This is a genomic window from Shewanella sp. YQ_9 (assembly GCF_043103185.1).
Lineage (GTDB): Bacteria > Pseudomonadota > Gammaproteobacteria > Enterobacterales > Shewanellaceae > Shewanella > Shewanella algae.
Genome location: NZ_JBICJO010000026.1, coordinates 136,910 through 158,119, shown reverse-complemented (window position 1 = coordinate 158,119; position 21,210 = coordinate 136,910). Strand labels below are relative to the sequence as shown.

21 protein-coding genes and 1 other annotated feature are annotated in these 21,210 nt (G+C 53.6%); of the genes, 18 read left to right on the top strand and 3 right to left on the bottom strand.

Annotated features, from left to right (window positions below; translation table 11 throughout):
- Positions 1 to 224: 224 nt before the first annotated feature.
- From lepB to ACF8D4_RS07865, 7 genes are all read left to right on the top strand, one after another.
- On the top strand, positions 225 to 1,139 hold the full coding sequence (lepB, locus tag ACF8D4_RS07895; RefSeq protein ID WP_025887849.1) for a signal peptidase I: 915 nt from the start codon (positions 225 to 227) through the stop codon (positions 1,137 to 1,139).
- Positions 1,136 to 1,819: a ribonuclease III gene (gene rnc / locus ACF8D4_RS07890; protein ID WP_028779786.1), complete on the top strand. Its 684-nt coding sequence runs from the start codon at positions 1,136 to 1,138 to the stop codon at positions 1,817 to 1,819. The genes lepB and rnc overlap by 4 nt, the downstream gene beginning before the upstream one ends.
- Positions 1,816 to 2,805, top strand: a complete 990-nt coding sequence (era, locus tag ACF8D4_RS07885) for a GTPase Era (RefSeq protein WP_025887851.1) — start codon at positions 1,816 to 1,818, stop codon at positions 2,803 to 2,805. Before rnc ends, era begins: the two co-directional genes overlap by 4 nt.
- 8 nt (positions 2,806 to 2,813) lie before the next feature.
- On the top strand, positions 2,814 to 3,539 hold the full coding sequence (gene recO / locus ACF8D4_RS07880; RefSeq protein ID WP_109247701.1) for a DNA repair protein RecO: 726 nt from the start codon (positions 2,814 to 2,816) through the stop codon (positions 3,537 to 3,539).
- 111 nt (positions 3,540 to 3,650) lie between these two features.
- Positions 3,651 to 4,388 (top strand): pyridoxine 5'-phosphate synthase, encoded by a 738-nt coding sequence (pdxJ, locus tag ACF8D4_RS07875; RefSeq protein WP_025887852.1) that lies wholly within the window; start codon positions 3,651 to 3,653, stop codon positions 4,386 to 4,388.
- Positions 4,388 to 4,768, top strand: a complete 381-nt coding sequence (acpS, locus tag ACF8D4_RS07870; RefSeq protein ID WP_028779787.1) for a holo-ACP synthase — start codon at positions 4,388 to 4,390, stop codon at positions 4,766 to 4,768. Before pdxJ ends, acpS begins: the two co-directional genes overlap by 1 nt.
- A 295-nt stretch (positions 4,769 to 5,063) precedes the next feature.
- Positions 5,064 to 5,603: an Mpo1-like protein gene (locus tag ACF8D4_RS07865; RefSeq protein WP_345879589.1), complete on the top strand. Its 540-nt coding sequence runs from the start codon at positions 5,064 to 5,066 to the stop codon at positions 5,601 to 5,603.
- 23 nt (positions 5,604 to 5,626) lie between these two features.
- On the opposite strand, the gene ACF8D4_RS07860 is transcribed toward ACF8D4_RS07865, so the two are convergent.
- Both ACF8D4_RS07860 and ACF8D4_RS07855 read right to left on the bottom strand, forming a co-directional pair.
- Positions 5,627 to 6,895, bottom strand: coding sequence for an HlyC/CorC family transporter (locus ACF8D4_RS07860; RefSeq protein ID WP_025010562.1), 1,269 nt, complete (start codon positions 6,893 to 6,895; stop codon positions 5,627 to 5,629).
- A gap of 100 nt (positions 6,896 to 6,995) precedes the next feature.
- Positions 6,996 to 7,784 (bottom strand): inner membrane protein YpjD, encoded by a 789-nt coding sequence (locus tag ACF8D4_RS07855; protein ID WP_025010563.1) that lies wholly within the window; start codon positions 7,782 to 7,784, stop codon positions 6,996 to 6,998.
- Positions 7,785 to 8,089: 305 nt separating this feature from the next.
- Between ACF8D4_RS07855 and ffh the strand changes: the two genes are divergently transcribed.
- The 11 genes from ffh (at position 8,090) to ACF8D4_RS07800 (ending at position 19,040) form a co-directional block, all read left to right on the top strand.
- Positions 8,090 to 9,463 (top strand): signal recognition particle protein, encoded by a 1,374-nt coding sequence (ffh, locus tag ACF8D4_RS07850; protein WP_025887855.1) that lies wholly within the window; start codon positions 8,090 to 8,092, stop codon positions 9,461 to 9,463.
- Between the two features lie 215 nt (positions 9,464 to 9,678).
- The gene (gene rpsP / locus ACF8D4_RS07845; protein ID WP_025010564.1) at positions 9,679 to 9,930 is read left to right on the top strand and encodes a 30S ribosomal protein S16; all 252 of its coding nucleotides are present in this window, start codon (positions 9,679 to 9,681) and stop codon (positions 9,928 to 9,930) included.
- A gap of 21 nt (positions 9,931 to 9,951) precedes the next feature.
- Positions 9,952 to 10,482, top strand: a complete 531-nt coding sequence (gene rimM, locus ACF8D4_RS07840) for a ribosome maturation factor RimM (protein WP_025010565.1) — start codon at positions 9,952 to 9,954, stop codon at positions 10,480 to 10,482.
- Between the two features lie 16 nt (positions 10,483 to 10,498).
- Positions 10,499 to 11,242 (top strand): tRNA (guanosine(37)-N1)-methyltransferase TrmD, encoded by a 744-nt coding sequence (gene trmD / locus ACF8D4_RS07835; RefSeq protein ID WP_093982523.1) that lies wholly within the window; start codon positions 10,499 to 10,501, stop codon positions 11,240 to 11,242.
- Positions 11,243 to 11,276: 34 nt separating this feature from the next.
- A complete protein-coding gene (rplS, locus tag ACF8D4_RS07830) occupies positions 11,277 to 11,630 on the top strand; it encodes a 50S ribosomal protein L19 (RefSeq protein ID WP_025010567.1) in 354 nt (117 codons plus the stop codon).
- Positions 11,631 to 11,955: 325 nt separating this feature from the next.
- Entirely contained in the window at positions 11,956 to 13,047 is a 1,092-nt protein-coding gene (locus ACF8D4_RS07825; RefSeq protein WP_044734945.1) for a 3-deoxy-7-phosphoheptulonate synthase, read from the top strand.
- Between the two features lie 13 nt (positions 13,048 to 13,060).
- The gene (gene tyrA / locus ACF8D4_RS07820) at positions 13,061 to 14,200 is read left to right on the top strand and encodes a bifunctional chorismate mutase/prephenate dehydrogenase (RefSeq protein WP_045283579.1); all 1,140 of its coding nucleotides are present in this window, start codon (positions 13,061 to 13,063) and stop codon (positions 14,198 to 14,200) included.
- A gap of 229 nt (positions 14,201 to 14,429) precedes the next feature.
- Positions 14,430 to 16,091 carry a hydroxylamine reductase gene (gene hcp, locus ACF8D4_RS07815; RefSeq protein ID WP_392464880.1) on the top strand — a complete coding sequence of 554 codons (1,662 nt, stop codon included), beginning with the start codon at positions 14,430 to 14,432 and terminating at the stop codon, positions 16,089 to 16,091.
- A 68-nt stretch (positions 16,092 to 16,159) separates the two neighbouring features.
- Entirely contained in the window at positions 16,160 to 17,257 is a 1,098-nt protein-coding gene (locus ACF8D4_RS07810) for an FAD-binding oxidoreductase (RefSeq protein WP_392464878.1), read from the top strand.
- 99 nt (positions 17,258 to 17,356) lie between these two features.
- Positions 17,357 to 17,692 carry a hypothetical protein gene (locus ACF8D4_RS07805; RefSeq protein WP_025010570.1) on the top strand — a complete coding sequence of 112 codons (336 nt, stop codon included), beginning with the start codon at positions 17,357 to 17,359 and terminating at the stop codon, positions 17,690 to 17,692.
- A 46-nt stretch (positions 17,693 to 17,738) separates the two neighbouring features.
- A complete protein-coding gene (locus ACF8D4_RS07800; protein ID WP_096140804.1) occupies positions 17,739 to 19,040 on the top strand; it encodes a sodium:proton antiporter in 1,302 nt (433 codons plus the stop codon).
- Here ACF8D4_RS07800 and ACF8D4_RS07795 read toward each other — a convergent pair.
- Complete coding sequence (locus tag ACF8D4_RS07795) at positions 19,028 to 20,983, bottom strand: chorismate mutase (protein ID WP_107110675.1); 1,956 nt, start codon at positions 20,981 to 20,983, stop codon at positions 19,028 to 19,030. The two genes, ACF8D4_RS07800 and ACF8D4_RS07795, sit on opposite strands and share 13 nt — an antisense overlap.
- A 38-nt stretch (positions 20,984 to 21,021) precedes the next feature.
- Positions 21,022 to 21,141, bottom strand: a sequence feature (Phe leader region).
- Positions 21,142 to 21,210 lie beyond the last annotated feature (69 nt).

The window sequence follows — 21,210 nt, the reverse complement described above, 5'->3', positions numbered from 1 at the left end:
GGATAACGCCGAAAGCCGGTTGCTGTGCAAGCCCCGAAGGGCGTGGCTTACAAGCCTGCCTGCTGTGTTGTGCTTCTTGCAAAGGACTAGGGCCATTTGCTGCGAACCACGCCTTGCATCCAGGCTTGTAAGCCGACGCAGAGCACACATGGGACTTGTTCGCACCTTCCCTAAAGCTGACAAGACTTATTCCAATTTAATACAAGGCAGGAGTTAAATAACCAATGGCAGCCTATTTTTCCATTATTCTGGTGCTGGTGACCTTGGTCAGTGGCCTTATCTGGGCACTCGATGCCTTTGTGCTGGCCCCCAAGCGTCAGGCTAAACTGGCATTGGCCCAAGCGCAAAATGGCACCTTGACCGATGAAGTCACTGAAAAAATCATTCAGGAGCCAGGTTATGTGGAAACCTCCAAGTCCATTTTCCCTGTGATAGCCTTTGTGCTAATCCTGAGATCTTTTTTGTACGAGCCGTTTCAGATCCCTTCCGGCTCCATGATGCCAACCCTGCTGGTGGGTGACTTCATTCTGGTGGAAAAATTCAGCTATGGCCTGAAAGATCCTGTATGGCGCAGCAAGCTGGTGGAAACCGGCGAGCCGGAGCGCGGCGATATCATAGTATTCAAATACCCTAAAGATGAGCGGGTCGATTACATCAAACGGGTTATCGGTTTGCCAGGCGATAAGATCATCTATCGCAACAAGGAACTCTATATTCAGGAAGCCTGTAAGGAGCAACAACCTTGTCCAGGCCCTAAACTGGTATTGAGAGCACCGGTCAATAAAGGCGAATTCCAGGATGATGGCGTGGATCTGCTGCGTTTTCGCGAGCAACTGGGTGAGGTGACACACGATATTCTGATCAACCCGGCCCGCCCTGAGCCATCGGCCTTCTATTACCGTGAGCCAGGCTTTGCTCAAGGCGAGTTTGTCGTACCTGAAGGCCACTATTTTGCCATGGGTGATAACCGCGACAACAGTACCGACAGCCGTTTCTGGGGCTTTGTGCCTGAAGCCAACCTGGTGGGTAAGGCTGTGGCAATCTGGATAAGCTTTGAGTTTGAGCGCCAGCCTCAGGATTGGTTACCTACCTGGGTGCCAAGCGGTGTGCGTTTTGAACGTGTAGGTGGTTTGAAGTGAGAGAACCTGTGAAGAATTTTGCCCGTCTGTGTCGTACTCTGGGGTATGAATTCAATAACATGGCGCTGCTGGAGCAGGCCATGACTCACAGAAGTGCGGCCAACAAGCATAACGAGCGGTTGGAATTTCTCGGTGACTCTATCCTGTCGATAGTGATTTCCGATGCCCTGTATCATCAGTTCCCCAAGGCGACCGAAGGCGATCTCAGCCGGATGCGTGCCACCTTGGTGCGCGGTGACACCCTGGCACAAATCGCCAAGGAGTTTAAGCTGGGTGACTATCTGACCCTGGGCCCGGGCGAACTCAAGAGCGGCGGGTTTCGCCGCGAATCCATTCTTGCCGATGCGGTGGAGGCCATCATAGGTGCCATCTACCTGGACTCAGATCTGGAAACCTGTCGGCCACTGCTTTTGGGCTGGTACCAGCAGCGACTGAAGGCGATTCAGCCCGGGGTCAGCCAGAAAGATGCCAAGACCCAGTTGCAGGAGTACCTGCAGGGCTATAAGAAACCTCTGCCTGAGTATAAAGTGGTGGCGGTTTCCGGCGAGGCGCACGATCAGACCTTTACCGTAGAATGTCGTATCGAAGAGCTGGCTCAAGCCGTATCCGGCACCGGCAGTTCACGCAGAAAAGCCGAGCAGCAAGCCGCTGCTGGGATATTGGAGTTACTGAAAAAATGAGTAAGACCCCAGAGGTACCGGCCCAGGAGCCGAGCCTGGATGAACTGCTGGCCAAGATGAACCAGCAGTCGCCGACACCCGCCTATGATGTTACCTACTGCGGTATGGTGGCCATAGTCGGTCGCCCCAATGTCGGCAAGTCCACCTTGCTCAACCGTTTGCTCGGCCAAAAGGTGAGTATCACCTCCCGTAAGCCGCAAACCACCCGCCACAGGATCATGGGGATCCACACCGAAGGCCCATCGCAGATAGTCTTTATCGACACCCCTGGACTGCACATAGAGGAAAAGCGCGCCATTAACCGCTTGATGAACCGCGCCGCTGCCAGCTCGCTGGCCGATGTCTGCATGGTGATCTTTGTGGTCGATGGTCTCAACTGGACCGCCGATGACGAAATGGTGCTCAATAAACTGCGTCATGGCGGCAGTGAGCGCAAGACAGTGTTGGCAGTGAACAAGGTCGACTATATCAAGGATAAGGAGACACTGTTTCCGCACCTGGAAGCCCTGGGGCAGAAATATGCCTTCGATGAAATTGTGCCCATCTCAGCCAAGTCGGGTACCAACGTTGGCCGCTTGATGTCGCTGGCGAAAGAGTCACTGCCCGAGAGCGTGCACTATTTCCCGGAAGACTATATTACCGACCGTTCACAACGCTTTATGGCCTCTGAAATTGTCCGTGAAAAACTGATGCGTTTTCTCGGTGATGAACTGCCTTATGATGCCACGGTGGAAATCGAGCAGTTCAAGATGATGGAGAATGGTGTCTATCAGATCAATGCGCTTATTCTGGTTGAACGCGACGGCCAGAAACGCATGGTGATCGGCAAGAAGGGCGAGCGGATCCGCACTATCGCCACTGAGGCCCGCAAGGACATGGAACAGTTATTTGATAACAAAGTGTTCCTGGAAGTCTGGGTCAAGGTGAAGTCGGGCTGGGCCGATGATGAACGTGCCCTTCGCAGCCTGGGTTACGGCGAAGACTGAGGCCGACTATGCTGCGAGGCTATGTGCTGCACGCCCGGCCCTATCGGGAATCCAGCATGTTGTTGAACCTGCTGGTGGATGGTCTTGGTCGGGTCGACGCCGTTGCCAGAGTCGGCAGTGGCAAGCGCTCGATAAAGAGCATAGTGCAACCGTTTCAGCCGCTGCTGTTCCAACTGAGTGGCCGCAGCGACCTCAGAACCCTGACTCAAATTGAGAGTGCGTCCCCGGCAGTGCCCCTGTCCGGGGACGCTTTATATGCGGCCATGTACCTCAATGAACTCTTGGTGCGGGTACTGGGCAACCACCAGAGTGGCGAAGCGCTGTTTTTCAGTTATCATCAGAGCCTGCTGGCGCTGGCCAAGGGCTTTGAGCAGACAACACTGCGCTATTTCGAGCTCAGACTCTTATCCGAGCTTGGCTGCATGCCCTCATTGGTGAAGGATGCTGATGGCGCCGATATCCAAGCCGATGGCTGCTACAGATTCATTCCCGAACAGGGGTTCATCCCCTTTATTGGTGATGCCAAGCGACAAGAGGCACTACCGGGAAGCACTCTATTGGCATTGGCAGAAAATCGCCTTCAGCAAGAGGATTGGCAAGCCGCCAAAGTCTTGACCCGGCAATTGCTCCGGCCTCTGCTCGGTGATAAGCCACTGCTCAGCAGGCAGTTGTTTGCCCGCCGGAGGGAAAGTTCGCCAAGGGCCCCACAGCCGTCCAGTCGAGGAGAGAAATGAGCTCTTCAGCCCGCTTTTTTCAAATGCTGCCGTTACAATGGCAGAGAATAGAAACTGCTTTTATACCGCCGAACAGGCTGGTGCATTCCAGGAATTATCAAGGAGTTAAAGATGAATAGAATCTTGTTAGGGGTGAATATAGATCATATCGCCACCTTGCGGCAGGTGCGTGGCACCCATTACCCGGATCCTGTGCATGCAGCGGCCGTTGCCGAGCACGCCGGCGCCGAGGGGATCACTATCCATCTTCGTGAAGACAGACGCCACATAGTGGATCGCGATGTCTATCTGCTGGCCAAGACGCTCAAGACCCGGATGAATCTGGAAATGGCGGTCACCGAAGAGATGCTGGATATCGCCTGTGAGGTTAAGCCTGTCTATGTATGTCTGGTGCCGGAGAAACGTGAAGAGCTTACTACAGAGGGCGGCTTGGACGTTGCCGGTCAGCAGCCGAAAATCGCCGCGGCGGTTAAACGTCTGGCCGAGCAGGGCATTAAGGTATCACTCTTTATCGATGCCAACCGCGAGCAGATAGATGCCGCCGTAGCCGTGGGTGCGCCCGTGATAGAAATTCATACCGGCCGCTACGCCGACGCCCATAGCGCCGAAGAGGAGAGCGAGGAGTTGGCCCGTATCACGGAAATGGCTGCCTATGCTCATGGCAAGGGCCTGGTGGTCAACGCAGGGCACGGGTTGCACTATCACAATGTGAAGCCGATAGCTGCCATCCCCGAGTTGCATGAGCTGAATATCGGCCACGCCATCATAGCCAGGGCGGCGATAGACGGCCTGGACAAGGCGGTCAGAGATATGAAGCAACTCATGCTGGAAGGTCGCAGAGGCGAGTAATGGCTGTGCTGGGACTGGGAACCGACATAGTGGAAATCGCCCGCATTGAGGCTCAGTTGGAGCGGGGCGGAGATAGGCTGGCCAAACGGGTGCTGACCGAGGCCGAATATGCCCGCTTTCAGACGCTGAGCGAACCGGCGCGATTTCTGGCCAAGCGCTTTGCGGCCAAGGAAGCGGCTGCCAAGGCGCTGGGAACCGGAATAGGCCGTGGAGTCTCGTTTCAGCATATTCATATCAGCAATAATGCCGATGGTGCGCCCCAGCTTGAATTCAGTGATGGCGCGCACCAGCGCCTGGAAACACTGGGCGCCAAGCGGGCACTGCTGTCCATTGCCGATGAACGTCACTATGCGGTGGCGACTGTTATCTTAAGCGACTAGCACAACTAAGTCTTGCCTGGTACTGAGGGCCTTGTCCAAGTCTGTTAGACTGGCTGTTTGTCAGGTTTGTCAAAGTACAGTTTGTCAAAGCATGAGAGGAGCCGAGAGGCTCCTTTTTTATGGCGTTGTCACTGGTTAATTGTTGCGGTACTCTCAAACCATCAGGTGTATTAATCGCATCTGAGTACAGGCACTTATCTGAAGCTCAAGTATATGGGCCTGCACCGGAATCAAATAGACACTCGAGGTCCCTGCTTGGCGGGAGGAGAATAATAACAAAACCAAGGAGAGCGTCATGAAGTCGGCTGTTGAACAGCTGTCCACTTATAAGAGTGTGCATCTGAACCCTACCAATATCAAAACTCATTTTATCGGTATCCCATTGATTATCTGGTCAGTATTTTTAATGCTGTCGTTGTGGCGCCTGCCTTTTTCAAGCGGCACTCTCAGCGTCGCCATGTTGCTGGCTGTTGGGGTGATGCTTTATTACATCAAGCTGCATTGGCGTTTGGCGCTGGGACTGGCGCTGTTTATCCTGCCGGTGATTCTGACAACCGAATGGCTCTATACCCTGGGCTATGCCAGTATTTGGTTGGGCATAACGGTTTTTGTCATAGGTTGGATATTCCAGTTTATTGGCCACAAGTATGAAAAGGCCAAACCGGCCTTTATCGATGATCTTAACCAACTGCTTATTGGCCCCTTTTTCCTGATGGCCGAAGTGTTTTTTATGTTGGGGCTGGAAGGTGAGTTGGATAACACCATAACCGCGATAGCCTGGGACAAACGCCGGGCACTGGAAGCCGCCAAGAGGGCAGACAATACTGCCCAATGACTCAGCTCAAAGCGGGTTGAGTTTCAGGATGGGCGATAAAACTGCGGCATGATCCGCACTGTCTTGATCATGTTGTCGGCCACTTCCACCACTTCCATCGGGTAACCCGCGAGCCTCAGGCTGGTATTGGCCTGGGGTATCTCTTCCAGATATTCCAGGATCAAACCATTGAGGGTCTTGGGGCCGTCGGTGGGGAAGTCCCATTCCATCTCTTTGTTGAGATCGCGGATGTTGATGGTGGCATCGATCAGAAAGCTGCCATCCTGCTGCGGGGTAATATCTTCGCTGGGAGTAGTGACCATGGAAGTGGTAAAGTCACCGACGATTTCCTCAAGAATATCTTCCAGCGTCACCAATCCTTGAATATCACCGTATTCATCCACCACCAGGCCTATACGTTCCTTATTGTGCTGGAAGTTGGCCAATTGCACGTTGAGCGGCGTGCCCTCGGGAATAAAGTACAGCTCTTTCACGGCTCTAAGTAGCGAGGATTTACTGAACTGCTCCTTGGACTGCAGTCTCAAGGCATCACGCAGATGCACAAAACCCACGGCATCATCTATGTTGTCACGATACAAGAGTACCCGGGTATGCGGGCTCTGAATAACCTGCTTGTTGATACTCTTGAAGTCATCATTGATATTGATGGCATAGAGCTCGGAGCGGGGCACCATGATGTCTTCCACTGTGACCTTTTCCAGATCCAGAATCGACAACAGCATCTCCTGGTGGCGTCTTGGGATCAGGGCCCCGGCTTCATGTACTACTGTGCGCAGCTCTTCCTGGCTCAGGGCATCATCGGCACGGATGGAGCGTATTCCCATCAGCCTGAGAATAAAGGAGGTGATAATATTGACGCTCTTGACCAGAGGCGAAAACAGCCACAGCAACCACTTGAGTACCAGGCTGGAGGGGAAGGCGATACGTTCGGGGTGCAGCGCAGCCACAGTTTTGGGCGTCACTTCGGCAAATACCAATACCACAAGTGTCAGTACCCCGGTGGCTATGGCCAATCCCAAGTCGCCCCAGAGTCGAATCCCTAAAATTGTGGCGATTGAGGAGGCCAGGATATTGACCAGGTTGTTGCCTATGAGGATCAGGCCTATGAGCCTATCGGGGCGGTCCAGCAACTTAATGGCGCGTCTGGCGCCCTTGTGACCATTATTGGCCAGATGACGTAACCTGTAGCGGTTTAGGGTCATCATGGCGGTTTCCGAACCGGAAAAATACGCCGAAATCAGGATTAACAGCAGTAGAATTATCAGGAGTATGCCGGTCGATATATCGTCCAAAAAGGGGCCCCGTCAGGAATAGCGAAAGTTAGTAAATACTGGCAATTGGATGGAGTGTCAAGTCAGGCAAAGGTCTAGGCCTTGCCCGACTCGACTCAGATTAGCTCAGGATCAGCTCTTTGACGATGCGGGCGCCAAAGTAAGCCAGGGAGAGCAGGCTGGCGCCTGTCAGACTGTAGATCACCGCCGTGCGGATACGGCAACCCACGGTATATTGCTGCCACAACATGGCGATATAGACGAACCAAGCCAGAATGGAAAGTACCGCCTTGTGCCCCTTGCCATCGGCAAACATATCATCAAGGAAGATAAAGCCGGTGGCGAGCGACAGACTCAGCAAAATCACCCCTATGATGATCAGGTGGTACAACTGCTTTTCGACCGTCATCAGCGGCGGAATAGCCGGGCTCAACATCAGCTGCTTTTTCTTCAGCTTGTTCTGGATAACGGCCAGCTGGATGGCATAGAGTGCCGCTATCATCAAGGCACTGTAGGCCATCAGTGACAACACCACATGGACCAACACTTCGGGGTGCAGCTCAAAATGGGTAATGTATTTGGGCGGCAGCAGCCATAGCAGGGCTACGGATATCACAGAGCAGGCATACACAACAGGCACCAAGACTATGACCTTGATACGGGAAAGCACCAGAGTGAATGCCAAAGCGATGATCCAGTTCACCATGGATATCACATTGGTCAGGCTGAAATTCTGGCCATCGGCGGTAAAGATTGCCTGGTACAGGGCTGCGGCGTGCAATATCACACCCAAGGCGGCAAAACCAGCTACGGCGCGGCGGTTGGGCCCCTCGGCATGAAATAAGCGGCTTGTTACTAATATCAGCGCTATGCTGTAGAAAAACATCGCGGCAGCAGAGAGAATGACCATCTGGGATTAACCTATCCTTATGTGTAATTGGCCTCTGTGGGCGGCATCGGAAAAACTTGTTTGCGTTAGAATAACATGAGCCGTCGGTAATTGGGCAGTGACCCAGACGACAAAATTATGCAGTTCCCGACAGTTAGTGCATAAAATACGGCAATTGGTTCCCACCCGCATTAAGGCAAAATGTTTATTTGCACCTTGATAAGCGTCTATTTAACCCCATCTTGAGAACAGGGCTGCATTAATACCCCGGCATAGTTATAATACGCCCCATCATTTTACATTCATAAACGGTATAGAACTGGACGATGTTTGAGAATCTCACCGACAGATTGTCCCGCACCCTGAAAAATATCAGTGGTCGGGGTCGCTTGACTGAAGAGAACGTGAAGGACACCCTGCGCGAAGTTCGTATGGCATTGCTGGAGGCCGATGTGGCCCTGCCTGTGGTGCGGGAATTTGTCAGCAGCGTCAAAGAACGTGCCGTTGGCCAGGAAGTGGCCAAGAGCCTGACCCCGGGCCAGGTGTTTGTCAAAATTGTCCAGAGTGAACTGGAAAAAGCCATGGGCGAGGCCAATGAGGCCCTCAACCTGGCCGCCCAGCCACCTGCCGTATTGATGATGGCGGGCCTGCAGGGCGCGGGTAAAACCACCAGTGTCGCCAAGCTGGGTAAGTTCCTGCGCACCAGACAGAAGAAGTCTGTGCTTGTGGTCAGTGCCGACGTATACCGTCCGGCGGCGATCAAGCAGCTGGAAACCCTGGCCAATGAAGTTGAAGTCGAATTTTTCCCATCGGATGTCAGCCAGAAACCGGTGGATATCGCCAATGATGCCATCGCTTACGCCAAGCGTAAGTTTATCGATGTAGTGATTCTGGATACCGCCGGTCGTCTGCATGTGGACGAGGCGATGATGGATGAGATCAAGGCGCTGCACGCTGCGGTCAAGCCGGTTGAAACCTTATTTGTGGTCGACGCCATGACAGGTCAGGATGCGGCCAATACCGCCAAGGCCTTTAATGAAGCGCTGCCGCTGACCGGGGTGATCCTCACCAAGGTGGATGGTGATGCCAGAGGCGGTGCCGCCCTGTCCATTCGCCATATTACAGGTAAACCCATTAAGTTCCTTGGGGTCGGTGAGAAGACTGATGCCCTTGAGCCTTTCCATCCAGACAGGGTCGCTTCCCGTATTCTGGGGATGGGGGACGTGTTGTCGCTCATCGAAGAAGTTGAGCGCGGTGTCGATAAGGAAAAAGCCCTTAAGCTGGCCTCAAAAGTGAAGTCCGGCGGCAGTTTTGACCTGGAAGACTTCCGTGAGCAGCTGCAACAGATGAAGAATATGGGCGGCATGATGGGGATGCTGGAAAAGCTGCCCGGTGTCGGTCAACTGCCTCCCGATGCTTTGGCGCAGGTGCAAAACGGTAAGCTCACAGGTCAGATGGAGGCTATCATTAACTCCATGACGCCAGATGAGCGTAAGCGCCCGGATATGATCAAGGGCTCACGTAAACGCCGCATCGCCGCCGGTTCCGGCACTCAAATTCAGGATGTAAACCGCTTGCTGAAGCAGTTTACCCAGATGCAGAAAATGATGAAGAAAATGTCCGCCAAAGGCGGCATGCATAAGATGATGCGCGGCCTGGGAGGCATGTTGCCTCCGGGAATGAAATTCCCCGGTCGCTGATACCAAATGACCTTACCGGGAAGGTGCAAACCTTCCTTAGCTATTGTCCCGCTTGGGATAAGCTGTGAATGGGCGTTGTAAAATTAGCCGGGATCGGTTGCATTCGCCCGAAAGTTAGGTAAAATCTTCCGGCTTTCTATCTGGGACTCTTCGCGAACACGGGGTTCCAGTTTTTATTTTTGCTGAAAAGCAAATCATTAGAGGATAAAGAACGCATGGTTACCATTCGTTTAGCTCGTGGTGGCGCGAAAAAGCGTCCATTTTACAACATCGTTGTTGCTGATAGCCGCAATGCCCGTGACGGTCGTTTCATCGAGCGTGTAGGTTTCTTCAACCCTCTGGCCAAAGGTCAGGAAGAAACTCTGCGCCTGGATCTGGACCGTGTTGAGCACTGGGTTTCAAACGGTGCTGCAACTACAGAACGCGTAGCAAAACTGATCAAAGACGCTCGTAAAGCAGCTGCTTAATAGCGTTTAAGGTATAGATTGATGAGCAGTAACCCACAGCCAATCGTGTTGGGCAAACTTGGTTCCAGCTATGGCATTAAAGGTTGGCTGAAAATCACCGCCTATACCGATTCTGTTGAAGGTATTTTTGACTATTCACCTTGGCTCATTAAAGAGCAGGGCGAGTGGCGTGAAGTGAAGGTCACCCAGTGGCGCTATCAGGGCAAGGCGGTTGTTGCCGCACTTGAAGGGGTAGAGACGCGGGAGCGGGCGCAGATGCTCACTAACTGTGAGATCGGCATACTGCCTGAGCAGATGAAAGACCTGCCGGAAGATGAATTCTACTGGCGCGATCTTATCGGCTGCGAAGTGATCAACACCAAGGGCTATAACATGGGCAAGGTCGATCAGATCGTGGAAACAGGATCCAACGACGTCTTGCTGGTGAAGGCCAACGCCAAAGATAGCTTTGGCAAAGCGGAACGTATGATCCCCTTTGTCACCGAACAGTTCATCAAAGAGGTGAACGTTTCGGCAAAACAGATTTTAGTGGATTGGGATCCGGACTTCTGAGTCGAGGAAACAGCTTATGTGGTTAGGGGTAATCACCCTGTTCCCGGAGATGTTTCGAGCAGTAACAGACTTTGGCGTGACGGGTCGGGCCGTGAAGAATGGCCTGCTGGAAGTACAGACGTGGAATCCCAGGGATTTCACCCATGACAGACACAACACTGTGGACGACAGACCTTATGGTGGTGGTCCCGGGATGTTGATGATGGTTCAGCCCCTTCGCGATGCCATTCATGCAGCCAAGGCTGCGGCAGGTGAGGGAGCCAAGGTGATATATCTGTCACCTCAGGGACGCAAGCTGACTCAGCAAGGCGTATCTGAGCTGGCACAATCATCCAAGCTGATCCTGGTGTGTGGTCGCTACGAAGGTATCGATGAGCGCATCATTCAGACGGAAGTGGATGAGGAGTGGTCGATTGGTGATTACGTGCTCTCGGGCGGTGAATTGCCGGCAATGACCCTGATAGATTCGGTTTCGAGACTGGTTCCCGGCGTGCTGGGTAAACAGGCCTCGGCAGAGCAGGATTCCTTCTCTGACGGATTATTGGATTGTCCTCACTATACCCGGCCTGAATGTCTCGATGGACTGGATGTTCCGGCGGTGTTGCTCAGCGGCAACCACGAACAAATTAGACGCTGGCGTCTACAGCAGAGTTTGATAAGAACACTGCAGCGACGACCAGAATTATTTGAAAATCTAGCTCTGACTGACGAACAGACGACTCTATTAGCGCAGTTCGTTGACGCAATGGACTCAGCCTAGTCGCAGCTCAGTTAATTCTAGAACGGAGTAAGTTATGAACAACATCATTAAAATGCTCAACGATGAGCAAATGAAAAAAGACGTACCTGAGTTCGGTGCCGGTGATACCGTAGTCGTTCAGGTTCGTGTTAAAGAAGGTGACAAAGAGCGTCTGCAGGCCTTTGAAGGCGTGGTTATCGCTAAGCGTAACCGCGGTCTGCACTCTGCATTTACCGTACGTAAGATCTCTAATGGTGAAGGTGTTGAGCGTGCTTTCCAAACGCACAGCCCACTGATTTCCAGCATCGAAGTTAAGCGTCGTGGTCGCGTTCGTCGCGCCAAGCTGTACTATCTGCGTGAGCGTTCAGGTAAGTCTGCACGTATCCGTGAGAAGCTGGCTACTAAGTAAGCCGCTACATAAAGACGCAAGTGTTCGCACAGAGACCCGCCTATATGGCGGGTTTTTGTTTTCTCTTTCTCTTTCTCTGCTCCATGAACTGGCGACAGCAGATTGCTATCGCGCAAGTCAGCCAAGCTCACAATCCTGCACGCCTGCACGCCTGCACAGACTAAGTGCCCAGCCTATTGCTCCCACCTTTGCGACGACATGAAAATTTTTTCTGGTTTCGCCCTTGATCTCTTGGCCCAGTCTCGGCATAGTGTAATGCCGTAATGGTGTACCGCTACAATGATGCGATTGAGACAGTCGCGCAAATTAATTTCAGGTGATCAGAATGCAGTCCAGTAATATAGAGAATGTGCACATCAGTGCCGAACAAGTCCTCATAACTCCCGAAGAACTCAAGCAGCAGTTGCCACTTTCTGATCACGGTTATCGCTATATTCTCAGTGCCCGCAAGACGGTTTCCGACATAGTTCACAAGCGTGACAACCGGGTGTTGGTCGTCACCGGCCCTTGCTCTATTCACGATATTGAGTCGGCCAAGGAATATGCCCTCAAACTGAAAAAGCTCCATGACGAGCTCAAGGACCAGTTTTTTATCCTGATGCGGGTCTACTTTGAAAAGCCCCGAACGACTGTGGGCTGGAAAGGGATGATCAATGATCCCGATATGGATGAGTCCTTCAATATTGAAAAAGGGTTGCGGATGGCGCGGGAGTTAATGCTGTTTCTGGCCGAACTCGAGTTGCCGGTTGCCACCGAAGCGCTGGATCCCATCAGTCCGCAATATATTTCCGAGCTGGTGACTTGGTCAGCCATAGGCGCCAGAACCACAGAATCACAAACCCACCGGGAGATGGCCTCCGGGCTTTCCATGCCGGTAGGGTTCAAGAATGGCACGGATGGCAATCTGGGGGTGGCCATTAACGCCCTCAAGTCGGCGGCCAGCAGTCACAGATTCATGGGGATCAACCAGCAAGGGCAGGTGGCTTTGCTGCAAACCGCCGGTAACCCGGACGGGCATGTGATCCTGCGAGGTGGGGCTGGCCCCAACTATGACGCCGATTCTGTGGCCGAGTGTGAACGGCAGCTGCATGGTGCCGGGCTCAATGCCAGGCTGATTATCGACTGTAGTCATGGCAACTCCAACAAAGATCATCGGCGGCAGCTGCCTGTGTGCCGGGATGTATTTGACCAGATAGCGGCGGGCAATCGTTCCATCATAGGTTTGATGTTGGAAAGCCATCTGTTTGCCGGTAATCAGGCCTGTGACAAGCCGCTTGCCGAGCTTGACTACGGAGTTTCGGTCACAGATGCCTGCATAGATTGGCAGGACACGGAGCAACTGCTCAGGCAAGGAGCGGCGCAACTGAGTTCTATTTTACCCACTCGCTTTGATATGCTCAGGGTGGCAAATGGCTGACGGAAGATTTGAGATGAGTGAGAAAACCACGGCAGAGCTGGAAAAGTTACGCGGACTGATTGACGGCGTCGACCAAGAGTTACTCAAGTTGCTGCGTCAGCGGCTGGATTTGGTGGCCCAGGTCGGCGCGGTCAAACACAACGCCGGCCTACCCATCTATGCACCGCAGCGGGAGGCCGCCATGTTGGCCAAGCGCCGTGCTGAAGCCGAAAGTCTGGGGGTATCGCCGCAGTTGATAGAAGATGTGCTCAGGCGCCTGATGCGGGAATCCTATCTCAACGAGAAGGATGTGGGTTTCAAGCAGGTGAACCCGGATATCAACAAGGTGGTGATCATCGGCGGTCGTGGCCAGTTGGGCACCCTGTTTGCCCAGATGCTGACACTCTCCGGCTATCCAGTACATCTGCTCGATAAGGATGATTGGGATAATGCCGATGCTATCCTCGACGGGGTCGGTCTGGTATTGGTCACAGTGCCGATTGCCATTACCTGTGAGCTTATTCGCTCCCGTTTACAGCGTTTGCCCAAGGATTGCATTCTTGCGGATCTGACCTCGATAAAGTCGGAGCCGCTGCAAGCCATGCTCGAGGCCCACAGCGGGCCTGTGGTGGGGCTTCATCCCATGTTTGGCCCGGATGTGGGCAGCCTTGCCAAGCAGGTTGTTGTGGTGTGCCATGGCCGGCAGAGTGAGGCCTATGCCTGGCTGCTGGAGCAGATAGCTATTTGGGGAGCTCGGCTGGTGGAAGCGGATGCCGGTAAGCATGATAAAGCGATGCAACTGGTGCAGGCGATGCGCCACTTCTCCAGCTTTGTCTATGGCCTCAACTTGTGCCGGGAGCAGGCCGATCTCGATAGTCTGCTGCAGTTCAGCTCACCGATTTACCGGCTGGAGCTGGCCATGGTCGGTCGCTTGTTTGCCCAAAGCCCAGAGCTTTACGCCGATATCATCTTCGCCCAGCAGGAGAGCCTGGGGGCTATCTCCGACTATCTGGACAACTATGCCGGCGCTTTGGCCATGCTCAAGGCCGGCGACAGAGATGGCTTTGTGCGCCAGTTCCGTGAGGTGGCCGAATGGTTCGGTGACTTTGCACCACAGTTTCGCAGCGAGAGCCGCAGCATGCTGCAGTCGGTCAATGATATGAAGAGTCACTGATCTCAAGGCCGTTAACTCAGCCGACGGTGCAACGTGATTTATCCAAGGGAGCCTTCTAGGCTCCTTTTTCATTTGTATCAGCCAGATAGAAGTCAAAAAGCCATTTGTTCAGCAATCGCTTAAGGTGATCCCCTTCAAGCTTTGCGACTCACGTTCTTTCGTCTGAGCGATGAAAGAGTACACTGATTTAAAACATGCAAAAATAAAGCATGATTAAAGGAGATATGCCGTGTTTTGTATTCAGTGTGAGCAAACCATTCGAACCCCGGCCGGTAATGGCTGCAGCTATGCCCAGGGGATGTGCGGTAAATTGGCCGCGACCTCGGATCTGCAGGATCTGTTGATTTACATGTTGCAGGGGCTGTCGGCCTATGCTGTCAAACTCCGGGAGTTTGAGGTTATCGATCCGCAAGTCGATACCTTTGTGCCCAAGGCATTTTTCGCCACTCTGACCAATGTCAACTTCGACGATGAGCGGATTAGCGAATATGCAAAAGAGGCCGCTCGCTTGCGAGATCAGTTAAAGCAGCGCTATCTGGAGCTTTGCGAACAAAGGGGCGTGACACCCGAGTCTATGTCCGCCGCGGCGACTCTGCTGCTGGGGGCGTCCAAGGCCGAGCTGTTACAACAGGCCAAAGTGGCTGCGCCCAACCGAGGTGATGACCTCAATGAAGATATTCTCGGTCTGCGGCTCCTGTGCCTCTACGGCCTGAAAGGGGCGGCTGCCTATATGGAACACGCCCGGGTTCTGGATCAGACCAGCAGCGAAGTGGCCGGTCGTTTCCACGAAATCATGGCCTTTCTGGCGACCGACAGCACAGATGCGGACAAGCTGTTTGCCACCGCGATGGAGATAGGTCAGCTCAACTATTCTGTGATGGCTATGCTAGACGCCGGTGAAACCGCGGCCTTTGGTCATCCAGAGCCGACTCAGGTCAACACCAAACCGGTGAAGGGCAAGGCAATCTTGGTCTCTGGCCACGATATGAAAGATCTCGAGCTCATCCTGCAACAGACAGAAGGCAAGGGTATCAATGTCTATACCCATGGTGAGATGTTGCCGGCGCTGGCCTATCCCGAGCTGAAGAAATACCCGCATCTGGTGGGGAACTACGGCAGCGCCTGGCAAAATCAACAGAAGGAATTTGCCAACTTCCCCGGCGCCGTGGTGATGACCTCCAACTGCATTATCGACCCTAATGTCGGTCAGTATGCCGACCGCATCTTTACCCGCAGTATCGTTGGCTGGCCGGGCGTGACTCACCTGACCGGCGACGATTTCAGTGCCGTTATCGACAAGGCACTGGCGCTTGAAGGCTTTGCCTATGATGAGATCCCCCATATGATCACCATAGGTTTCGCCCGCAACGCTTTGATGAACGCGGCGCCTGCCGTGGTTGAAAACGTCAAGAACGGCAATATCCGCCACTTCTTCCTGATTGGCGGCTGTGATGGTGACAAGGCCGAGCGCAGTTATTTCACCGACCTTGCCAAGGCGGCCCCAAAAGACAGCCTGATCCTGACCCTGGGCTGTGGCAAGTACAAGTTCAACAAGCTCGAATTCGGTGATATCAACGGTATCCCCAGACTGCTGGATATCGGCCAGTGTAACGACGCCTACTCGGCGATTCAGCTGGCGCTGGCACTGTCCGAGGTATTTGAGTGTGATATCAACGAATTGCCGCTGAGTCTGGTGCTGTCCTGGTTTGAGCAGAAGGCGATAGTGGTCCTGTTGACCTTGTTGTCACTGGGAGTGAAGAACATACGTACCGGCCCAACTCCGCCGGCCTTCCTGACCGCCAATTTGCTGAAGGTATTGGAAGATAAGTTCGGCCTGCGCAATGTCGGCACGGTTGAGGAAGACCTGGAGGCGATTCTCGGCGCCGCTTGATGCGTATCTCTTGAGGCCGGAATGCCAGCGGCATTCCGGCCATTTCTTTCTCTGTAGAGGGAGTTTCGATGACACTCAATCCATTACAAGTTTCGCCGGCAATCAGTCAATTTCAGGCTGGTCAATGGGTTCCCGGAGAGCTGCGGCTCATTTGTGTCGCCCGCTGGCAGGAAACCCCGGATGTGGTGAGTTTTCGTTTTAAAGCGGCCCAGCCGCTGTCTTTTCATTTCAAGCCCGGGCAGTTTTTGGCATTGCAATTGGAGATTGCCGGTGAGGAGTATCGCCGCTGTTATACCATCTCATCTTCGCCATCTCGGCCTAATTCTTTGATGCTGACCATCAAGAGGGTTGAGGGCGGCAAAATTTCCAACTACCTTATCGATAATCTTAAGCCGGGCCACAGCCTGATGGCTTCCGGGCCCTACGGCCAGTTCAACCTTATCGATATACCAGCCGAGCGCTTCCTGTTTTTAAGCGCCGGTTGTGGCATCACGCCGATGTTTTCCATGAGTCGTTTTCTGACCGACAGTTATCTTGACAGCGATATCGCCTTTATTCACTGTGCCAGAAGCGAGCAGGATCTCATCTTCCGAGGCAGTTTGCGGGCCATGAACAGCCGTCACGATAATTTTAAGCTGGGCTATCTGCTGGAGCAGGGAAGTGAGACTGCCTCAGTCTCCGGGGAGCTTGCCGAGTGCCCTATGTTACCGGGACGCCTGAGCTTGGCGGCACTGGAACAACTGGTGCCGGATTATCGCCAGCGCACCGTGTATGTCTGTGGCCCTGAGGCTTATATGACGGCCACAGAGCAGATGCTAGCGCAAGCAGATTTCGATATGACGCGTTTTCACAAGGAAAGCTTTGCTGAAAATACCTCGGCGCCCGCGGGTGACGGTTCGGCCAATTATCGCTTGAGTGTTGCCGGCCTTGAGCTCAGCATCAATGGCGATCAGACCCTGCTCGAAGCGCTGGAGTCTGAAGGTTTGCCCATTATTGCCGCCTGTCGCAGCGGCGTTTGTGGCTCCTGTAAGTGCCGGGTTGTCTCCGGTGAGGTGGAAAGCAGCAGCCAACAGACGCTCAACCAGGATGAGATTGACTCAGGTATGGTGCTGGCGTGCTCCAGCCGGGTGAAGAGTGATATTCAACTGGAAACCGGCCCCTTCTAATTCTGTTTCCGGCATTGCAGAAGTGGCGATCTCACAGTATGGTTAAAGCAGGGCAAGAGCTTTGGGCCCTGCATTCCAGATGTTGGCCGGAGACAGACTATGACCAGCTTACCCTCAGAAGCATTTGCCAGTGAAGATCGCAGCATGGGCCATTTTTTATATGCGCTTATGTGTGCCTTTCCGTTGTTTTTCCTGCCTGTGCTCCTGAGCCTGTTGATTAACTTAAGCCAAAGGCAGGTTGCACCTCTGTCGCTGCTGGGCTCTCACTTGCGCTGGCAAAGGCGCAGTATTATGGGTTTGGCACTGTTACTGGCTATGGGCTACTGGGTCAATCCGCTGTGGCTCAGCCTCAGCTTGTGCGCCCTGGGGGTTATCTGGTTCAGTTACCGGATCTTCAAGGGCTGGCTCAGCCTAACAGATGGACAAGCCATGTAGCTCTTGTCTGCTACCAGGGAAGCGGTCAGCCTGATCGCAAGGAAATATGACGGACTATCAACTCTTCTGTGTGCTGGCGGCGCTGGCACTGATTATCTCGCTGTTATCCAGTCGTTTTCACTCACTGCAAGAAACCATAGCCATCACAGGCCTGGCCATGCTCCTTAGCCTGATTATACTGGTGGTGGGTAAGTTGTTTGAGCTGGATATCCATATCAAAACCATTTCGGTATTGCAGCGGCTCGACTTTCAGGCGCTGCTGCTGAACGGTATGTTGGGTTTTCTGCTCTTCGCCGGTGCGCTGCAGATAAGGCTCAAGGTGCTGGCCAGCCAGAAATGGGAAATTCTCTGTCTGGCTCTGCTAGGAACTGTGATTTCCACTCTGACAGTGGCAACGCTTTGCTTCTATTTGATGCCGCTGCTGGGATTGATACTGCCCTGGAGTTACTGTTTGTTGTTCGGGGCCTTGATATCACCAACCGATCCGATAGCGGTTTTGGCCATCTTGAAAAAACTCGGCGCGCCTGAGGATATTGCCATTCAGGTTGAGGGTGAGTCGCTGTTCAATGATGGCATTGGCCTGGTGCTGTTTGTTGCTGTCTCGCAGCTGGCTTTTTCCGCCGAGGCTCTGAGCCTGGCCGATGTCGGCGCGCTGTTTTTCCATGAGGCCGTTGGTGGCATTGCCTATGGCCTGGCGTTGGCCTTTGCGCTGCATCAACTGATGAAACTCACGGATGAAGAAACCCAGAGACTCTTGATTACCTTGGTGGTGCCGACCGCAGGTTATGTGATGGCAGAAAAACTCTCGGTGTCCGGCCCTCTGGCCATGGTGGCCGCTGGAATCGTGCTGGGGAATTTCACCGTGCCAAAATGCTTTGGGGTCACGGGGAGAATATTGCTGCAAAGGTTCTGGGGCCTGCTTGAACACTTCTTCAATTCGCTCTTGTTCCTGCTATTGGGGCTCCTGCTGCTGTTGACCCATCTGGATATGCAACTCTGGTGGTTTGTGCTGCTGAGTATCCCTGTGGTGTTGTTGGCAAGATGTGTCAGTGTGTACTTACCTTATCTGGGGTTCCGGCGTATGCGGCAATACAGCCAAGGCGCGGAGGGGATCCTGATCTGGGGCGGGCTCAAGGGCGGCCTGGCGCTGGCTATGGCCATGAGTATTCCGGCGGGGATAGTGCTGACCCCCGAGCTGGAGCTCAGGGATCTCTTGCTGGTAATGACCTATGCCGTGGTGGTCTTTTCTATCATGGTGCAGGGCTCAACGGTTTCCCGTTTGATCCGCCGCAGCCGCGAGGCGGCAGAGGCCGGTAAAGCCGCTGCCGAATCGACTCAAGCTGTCTGATACAGCTTGGCGATTAAGCCTCCATGTTGCTGTGGATGACGGACATCGACTGCGATGATTAAACCATCTACTCCCAACGCCTTGATAGCCAAGGCCTGAGCAGTCAGTGTTTGCTCACTGCTGCTTGGGCTGAGGCACAGACTTGGATTTACCAATAGCGGTAAGTGGCTCTGGGTTTTTAGTTCCACCAGGGCGGCGAGATCCAACACAAGTTGTTCTGGTTGATTCAATCCACTGACCCCCGCATCACAAAGGATCAACTGCTGATTCCCGCCGGCGAGCAGAGTATCGGCGCTGGTCAGCCAATCCTGTTGGCTGGCCATGGGATTACGCTCCAATATTACCGGCAGGTTCTGTCCACCAAGCGCGTTGAGCAGCTCTGTGTTGTACATCTGTTTGCCGCTGAGCAGCAGCATGTCGGCCGCGGTCTGGGCCAGAGCGAGATCTTCTGCATGCTCCAAGGTAACAATGCTCTGCAGCCCGGCTTGGTTTAACAGGCTCTGCAACTTGGGCAGTTGCTGTTTGGCATTGGGTTGGCGCGTCAGTGTGCTGAGAACCACCCCTTGAAATCCCGCTTCCCTGAGGGCCTTGGCGCTTGGGGCAAAGCTGGCTGCATCTATGGGGAGGTTCAGTTGCGCCAAGGCGGCGAACTGGCCTTGCCCCAGTTTGAGCTGGCCGCAACTAATTTCTGTGCTGGCCGGTTTATAGTGGCGGGAATGTCTCTGGGGTGACGGTTTGGCGCTGTCCTGCCTGGAACTCTCAGGTTCAATCAACAGTTGGCTGTGACTCAGCTGGGTTGGCTCGACCGTCTCACAAGGGTAACAGCCAAGTACCTTGATAAAGCGGGTGAGCCGCTCAAGCTCGGCAAGTGCTTGCTGCATAGCTATGGATGCCAGATTGGCATCGACATCCAGATAAAACATCTCTTCCCAAGGCGTGCCCGGGATAGGGCGTGACTCCAGCTTACTCATATTGAGGTTGTGATCTTTAAGGATCAGCAAGGCTTCCACCAAGGCGCCTGGCTTCTGACCGGTGGCCATAATCAGAGTAGTCTTGGCCGGCAGTTGCTCCGGCACTTCTATCGCCTTGCGGGCCACTACGATAAAGCGGCTCTGGTTGATTTTTTGATTGGCCAGTTCCTGCTCCAGAGGTTCCAACTGGTAGAGGGCGCCGCCTTCACTGGAGCCGATAGCGGCCACAGTGTTATCGCCCTGGAGAACTTTTTCCATTGCCTCGGCGCTGCTGGCGCAATATTCCAGACGAAAGTCGGGATGGCGGCTCAGGTAGCGGCTACATTGGCTGATGGGTTGGGGGTGGGCGTAGACGGTTTTAATATCCGCAAGCTTGCTTCCCGCTTTGGCCAGCAGACAGTGACCCACTTCTATAGTGGTTTCACCCACAATAGCCAGGCTGGTGTGCTGCAACACATCGTAGACTTCGTTGATTGAGCCGGATGAGGTGTTTTCTATCGGCAGAAAACCATAGTCGGCATGGCCGGACTCGACGGCCTGCACTATATCATCGAAGTTCTGACAACCCAGATCCTGCATCTCTACCTGACGGCGTTGACAGTAGCGGCTGGCGGCCAGGTAGGAATATGAACCTCTGGCGCCCAAATAGGCGATGCAGTATTGCTGTTTCTGGGTTTCGGGATTGGCTCTGCCCTGTAGGTAGGCTTGCTGGTTCAGTACAGAATCTTCAATAATGGCCTGGTACAGACTGATGACATAGTGGGCATCCAGCCCCTGTTCCCGCCCTTGGCGAACCAGCCTGGCCAAGAGTTCTTTTTCTCTCTGGGTATCACGGATAGGGCGAATGTCCACCTCTTTGCTGCGGGCGACTTCCAGGCTGAGTTGCCGGCGTTTGGCCAACAGTGCCAACAGATCCCTGTCCAGGGTAGTGATGTCATCCCTTATTCGCTCCAGCGATGGTACTTTGTTCATTCTGACCTCTAAACCAGTAATACTCAGTGCATGATACAGACAAAAAAGCCTCCCGGGTGGGAGGCTTGGCAATTTTCACTTTCGTTTTTACACGTCAGGGCCGCCTCCGGAAATGAGGTGTAAAAAAGAAAATAAAAAATGAGCGATTGAGGTATTTCATGGCGTTTAAGCTAAAACTATCCCCTTGGGCTGTCAATCAAAAAATCCTTGGGTTCAGCAATGAAAAG

What these genes read in the sequence shown, in the direction of transcription:
- ACF8D4_RS07865 (WP_345879589.1), top strand. Translation starts at nt 5,064, where the DNA reads ATGAAGTCGGCTGTTGAACAGCTGTCCACTTATAAGAGTGTGCATCTG.
- rimM (WP_025010565.1), top strand. Translation starts at nt 9,952, where the DNA reads ATGAGCAGTAACCCACAGCCAATCGTGTTGGGCAAACTTGGTTCCAGC.
- ACF8D4_RS07825 (WP_044734945.1), top strand. Translation starts at nt 11,956, where the DNA reads ATGCAGTCCAGTAATATAGAGAATGTGCACATCAGTGCCGAACAAGTC.
- ACF8D4_RS07795 (WP_107110675.1), bottom strand. Translation starts at nt 20,983, where the DNA reads ATGAACAAAGTACCATCGCTGGAGCGAATAAGGGATGACATCACTACC.
- ffh (WP_025887855.1), top strand. Translation starts at nt 8,090, where the DNA reads ATGTTTGAGAATCTCACCGACAGATTGTCCCGCACCCTGAAAAATATC.
- tyrA (WP_045283579.1), top strand. Translation starts at nt 13,061, where the DNA reads ATGAGTGAGAAAACCACGGCAGAGCTGGAAAAGTTACGCGGACTGATT.
- ACF8D4_RS07810 (WP_392464878.1), top strand. Translation starts at nt 16,160, where the DNA reads ATGACACTCAATCCATTACAAGTTTCGCCGGCAATCAGTCAATTTCAG.
- ACF8D4_RS07855 (WP_025010563.1), bottom strand. Translation starts at nt 7,784, where the DNA reads ATGGTCATTCTCTCTGCTGCCGCGATGTTTTTCTACAGCATAGCGCTG.
- trmD (WP_093982523.1), top strand. Translation starts at nt 10,499, where the DNA reads ATGTGGTTAGGGGTAATCACCCTGTTCCCGGAGATGTTTCGAGCAGTA.
- rplS (WP_025010567.1), top strand. Translation starts at nt 11,277, where the DNA reads ATGAACAACATCATTAAAATGCTCAACGATGAGCAAATGAAAAAAGAC.
- acpS (WP_028779787.1), top strand. Translation starts at nt 4,388, where the DNA reads ATGGCTGTGCTGGGACTGGGAACCGACATAGTGGAAATCGCCCGCATT.
- era (WP_025887851.1), top strand. Translation starts at nt 1,816, where the DNA reads ATGAGTAAGACCCCAGAGGTACCGGCCCAGGAGCCGAGCCTGGATGAA.
- rpsP (WP_025010564.1), top strand. Translation starts at nt 9,679, where the DNA reads ATGGTTACCATTCGTTTAGCTCGTGGTGGCGCGAAAAAGCGTCCATTT.
- ACF8D4_RS07800 (WP_096140804.1), top strand. Translation starts at nt 17,739, where the DNA reads ATGACGGACTATCAACTCTTCTGTGTGCTGGCGGCGCTGGCACTGATT.
- lepB (WP_025887849.1), top strand. Translation starts at nt 225, where the DNA reads ATGGCAGCCTATTTTTCCATTATTCTGGTGCTGGTGACCTTGGTCAGT.
- pdxJ (WP_025887852.1), top strand. Translation starts at nt 3,651, where the DNA reads ATGAATAGAATCTTGTTAGGGGTGAATATAGATCATATCGCCACCTTG.
- ACF8D4_RS07805 (WP_025010570.1), top strand. Translation starts at nt 17,357, where the DNA reads ATGACCAGCTTACCCTCAGAAGCATTTGCCAGTGAAGATCGCAGCATG.
- recO (WP_109247701.1), top strand. Translation starts at nt 2,814, where the DNA reads ATGCTGCGAGGCTATGTGCTGCACGCCCGGCCCTATCGGGAATCCAGC.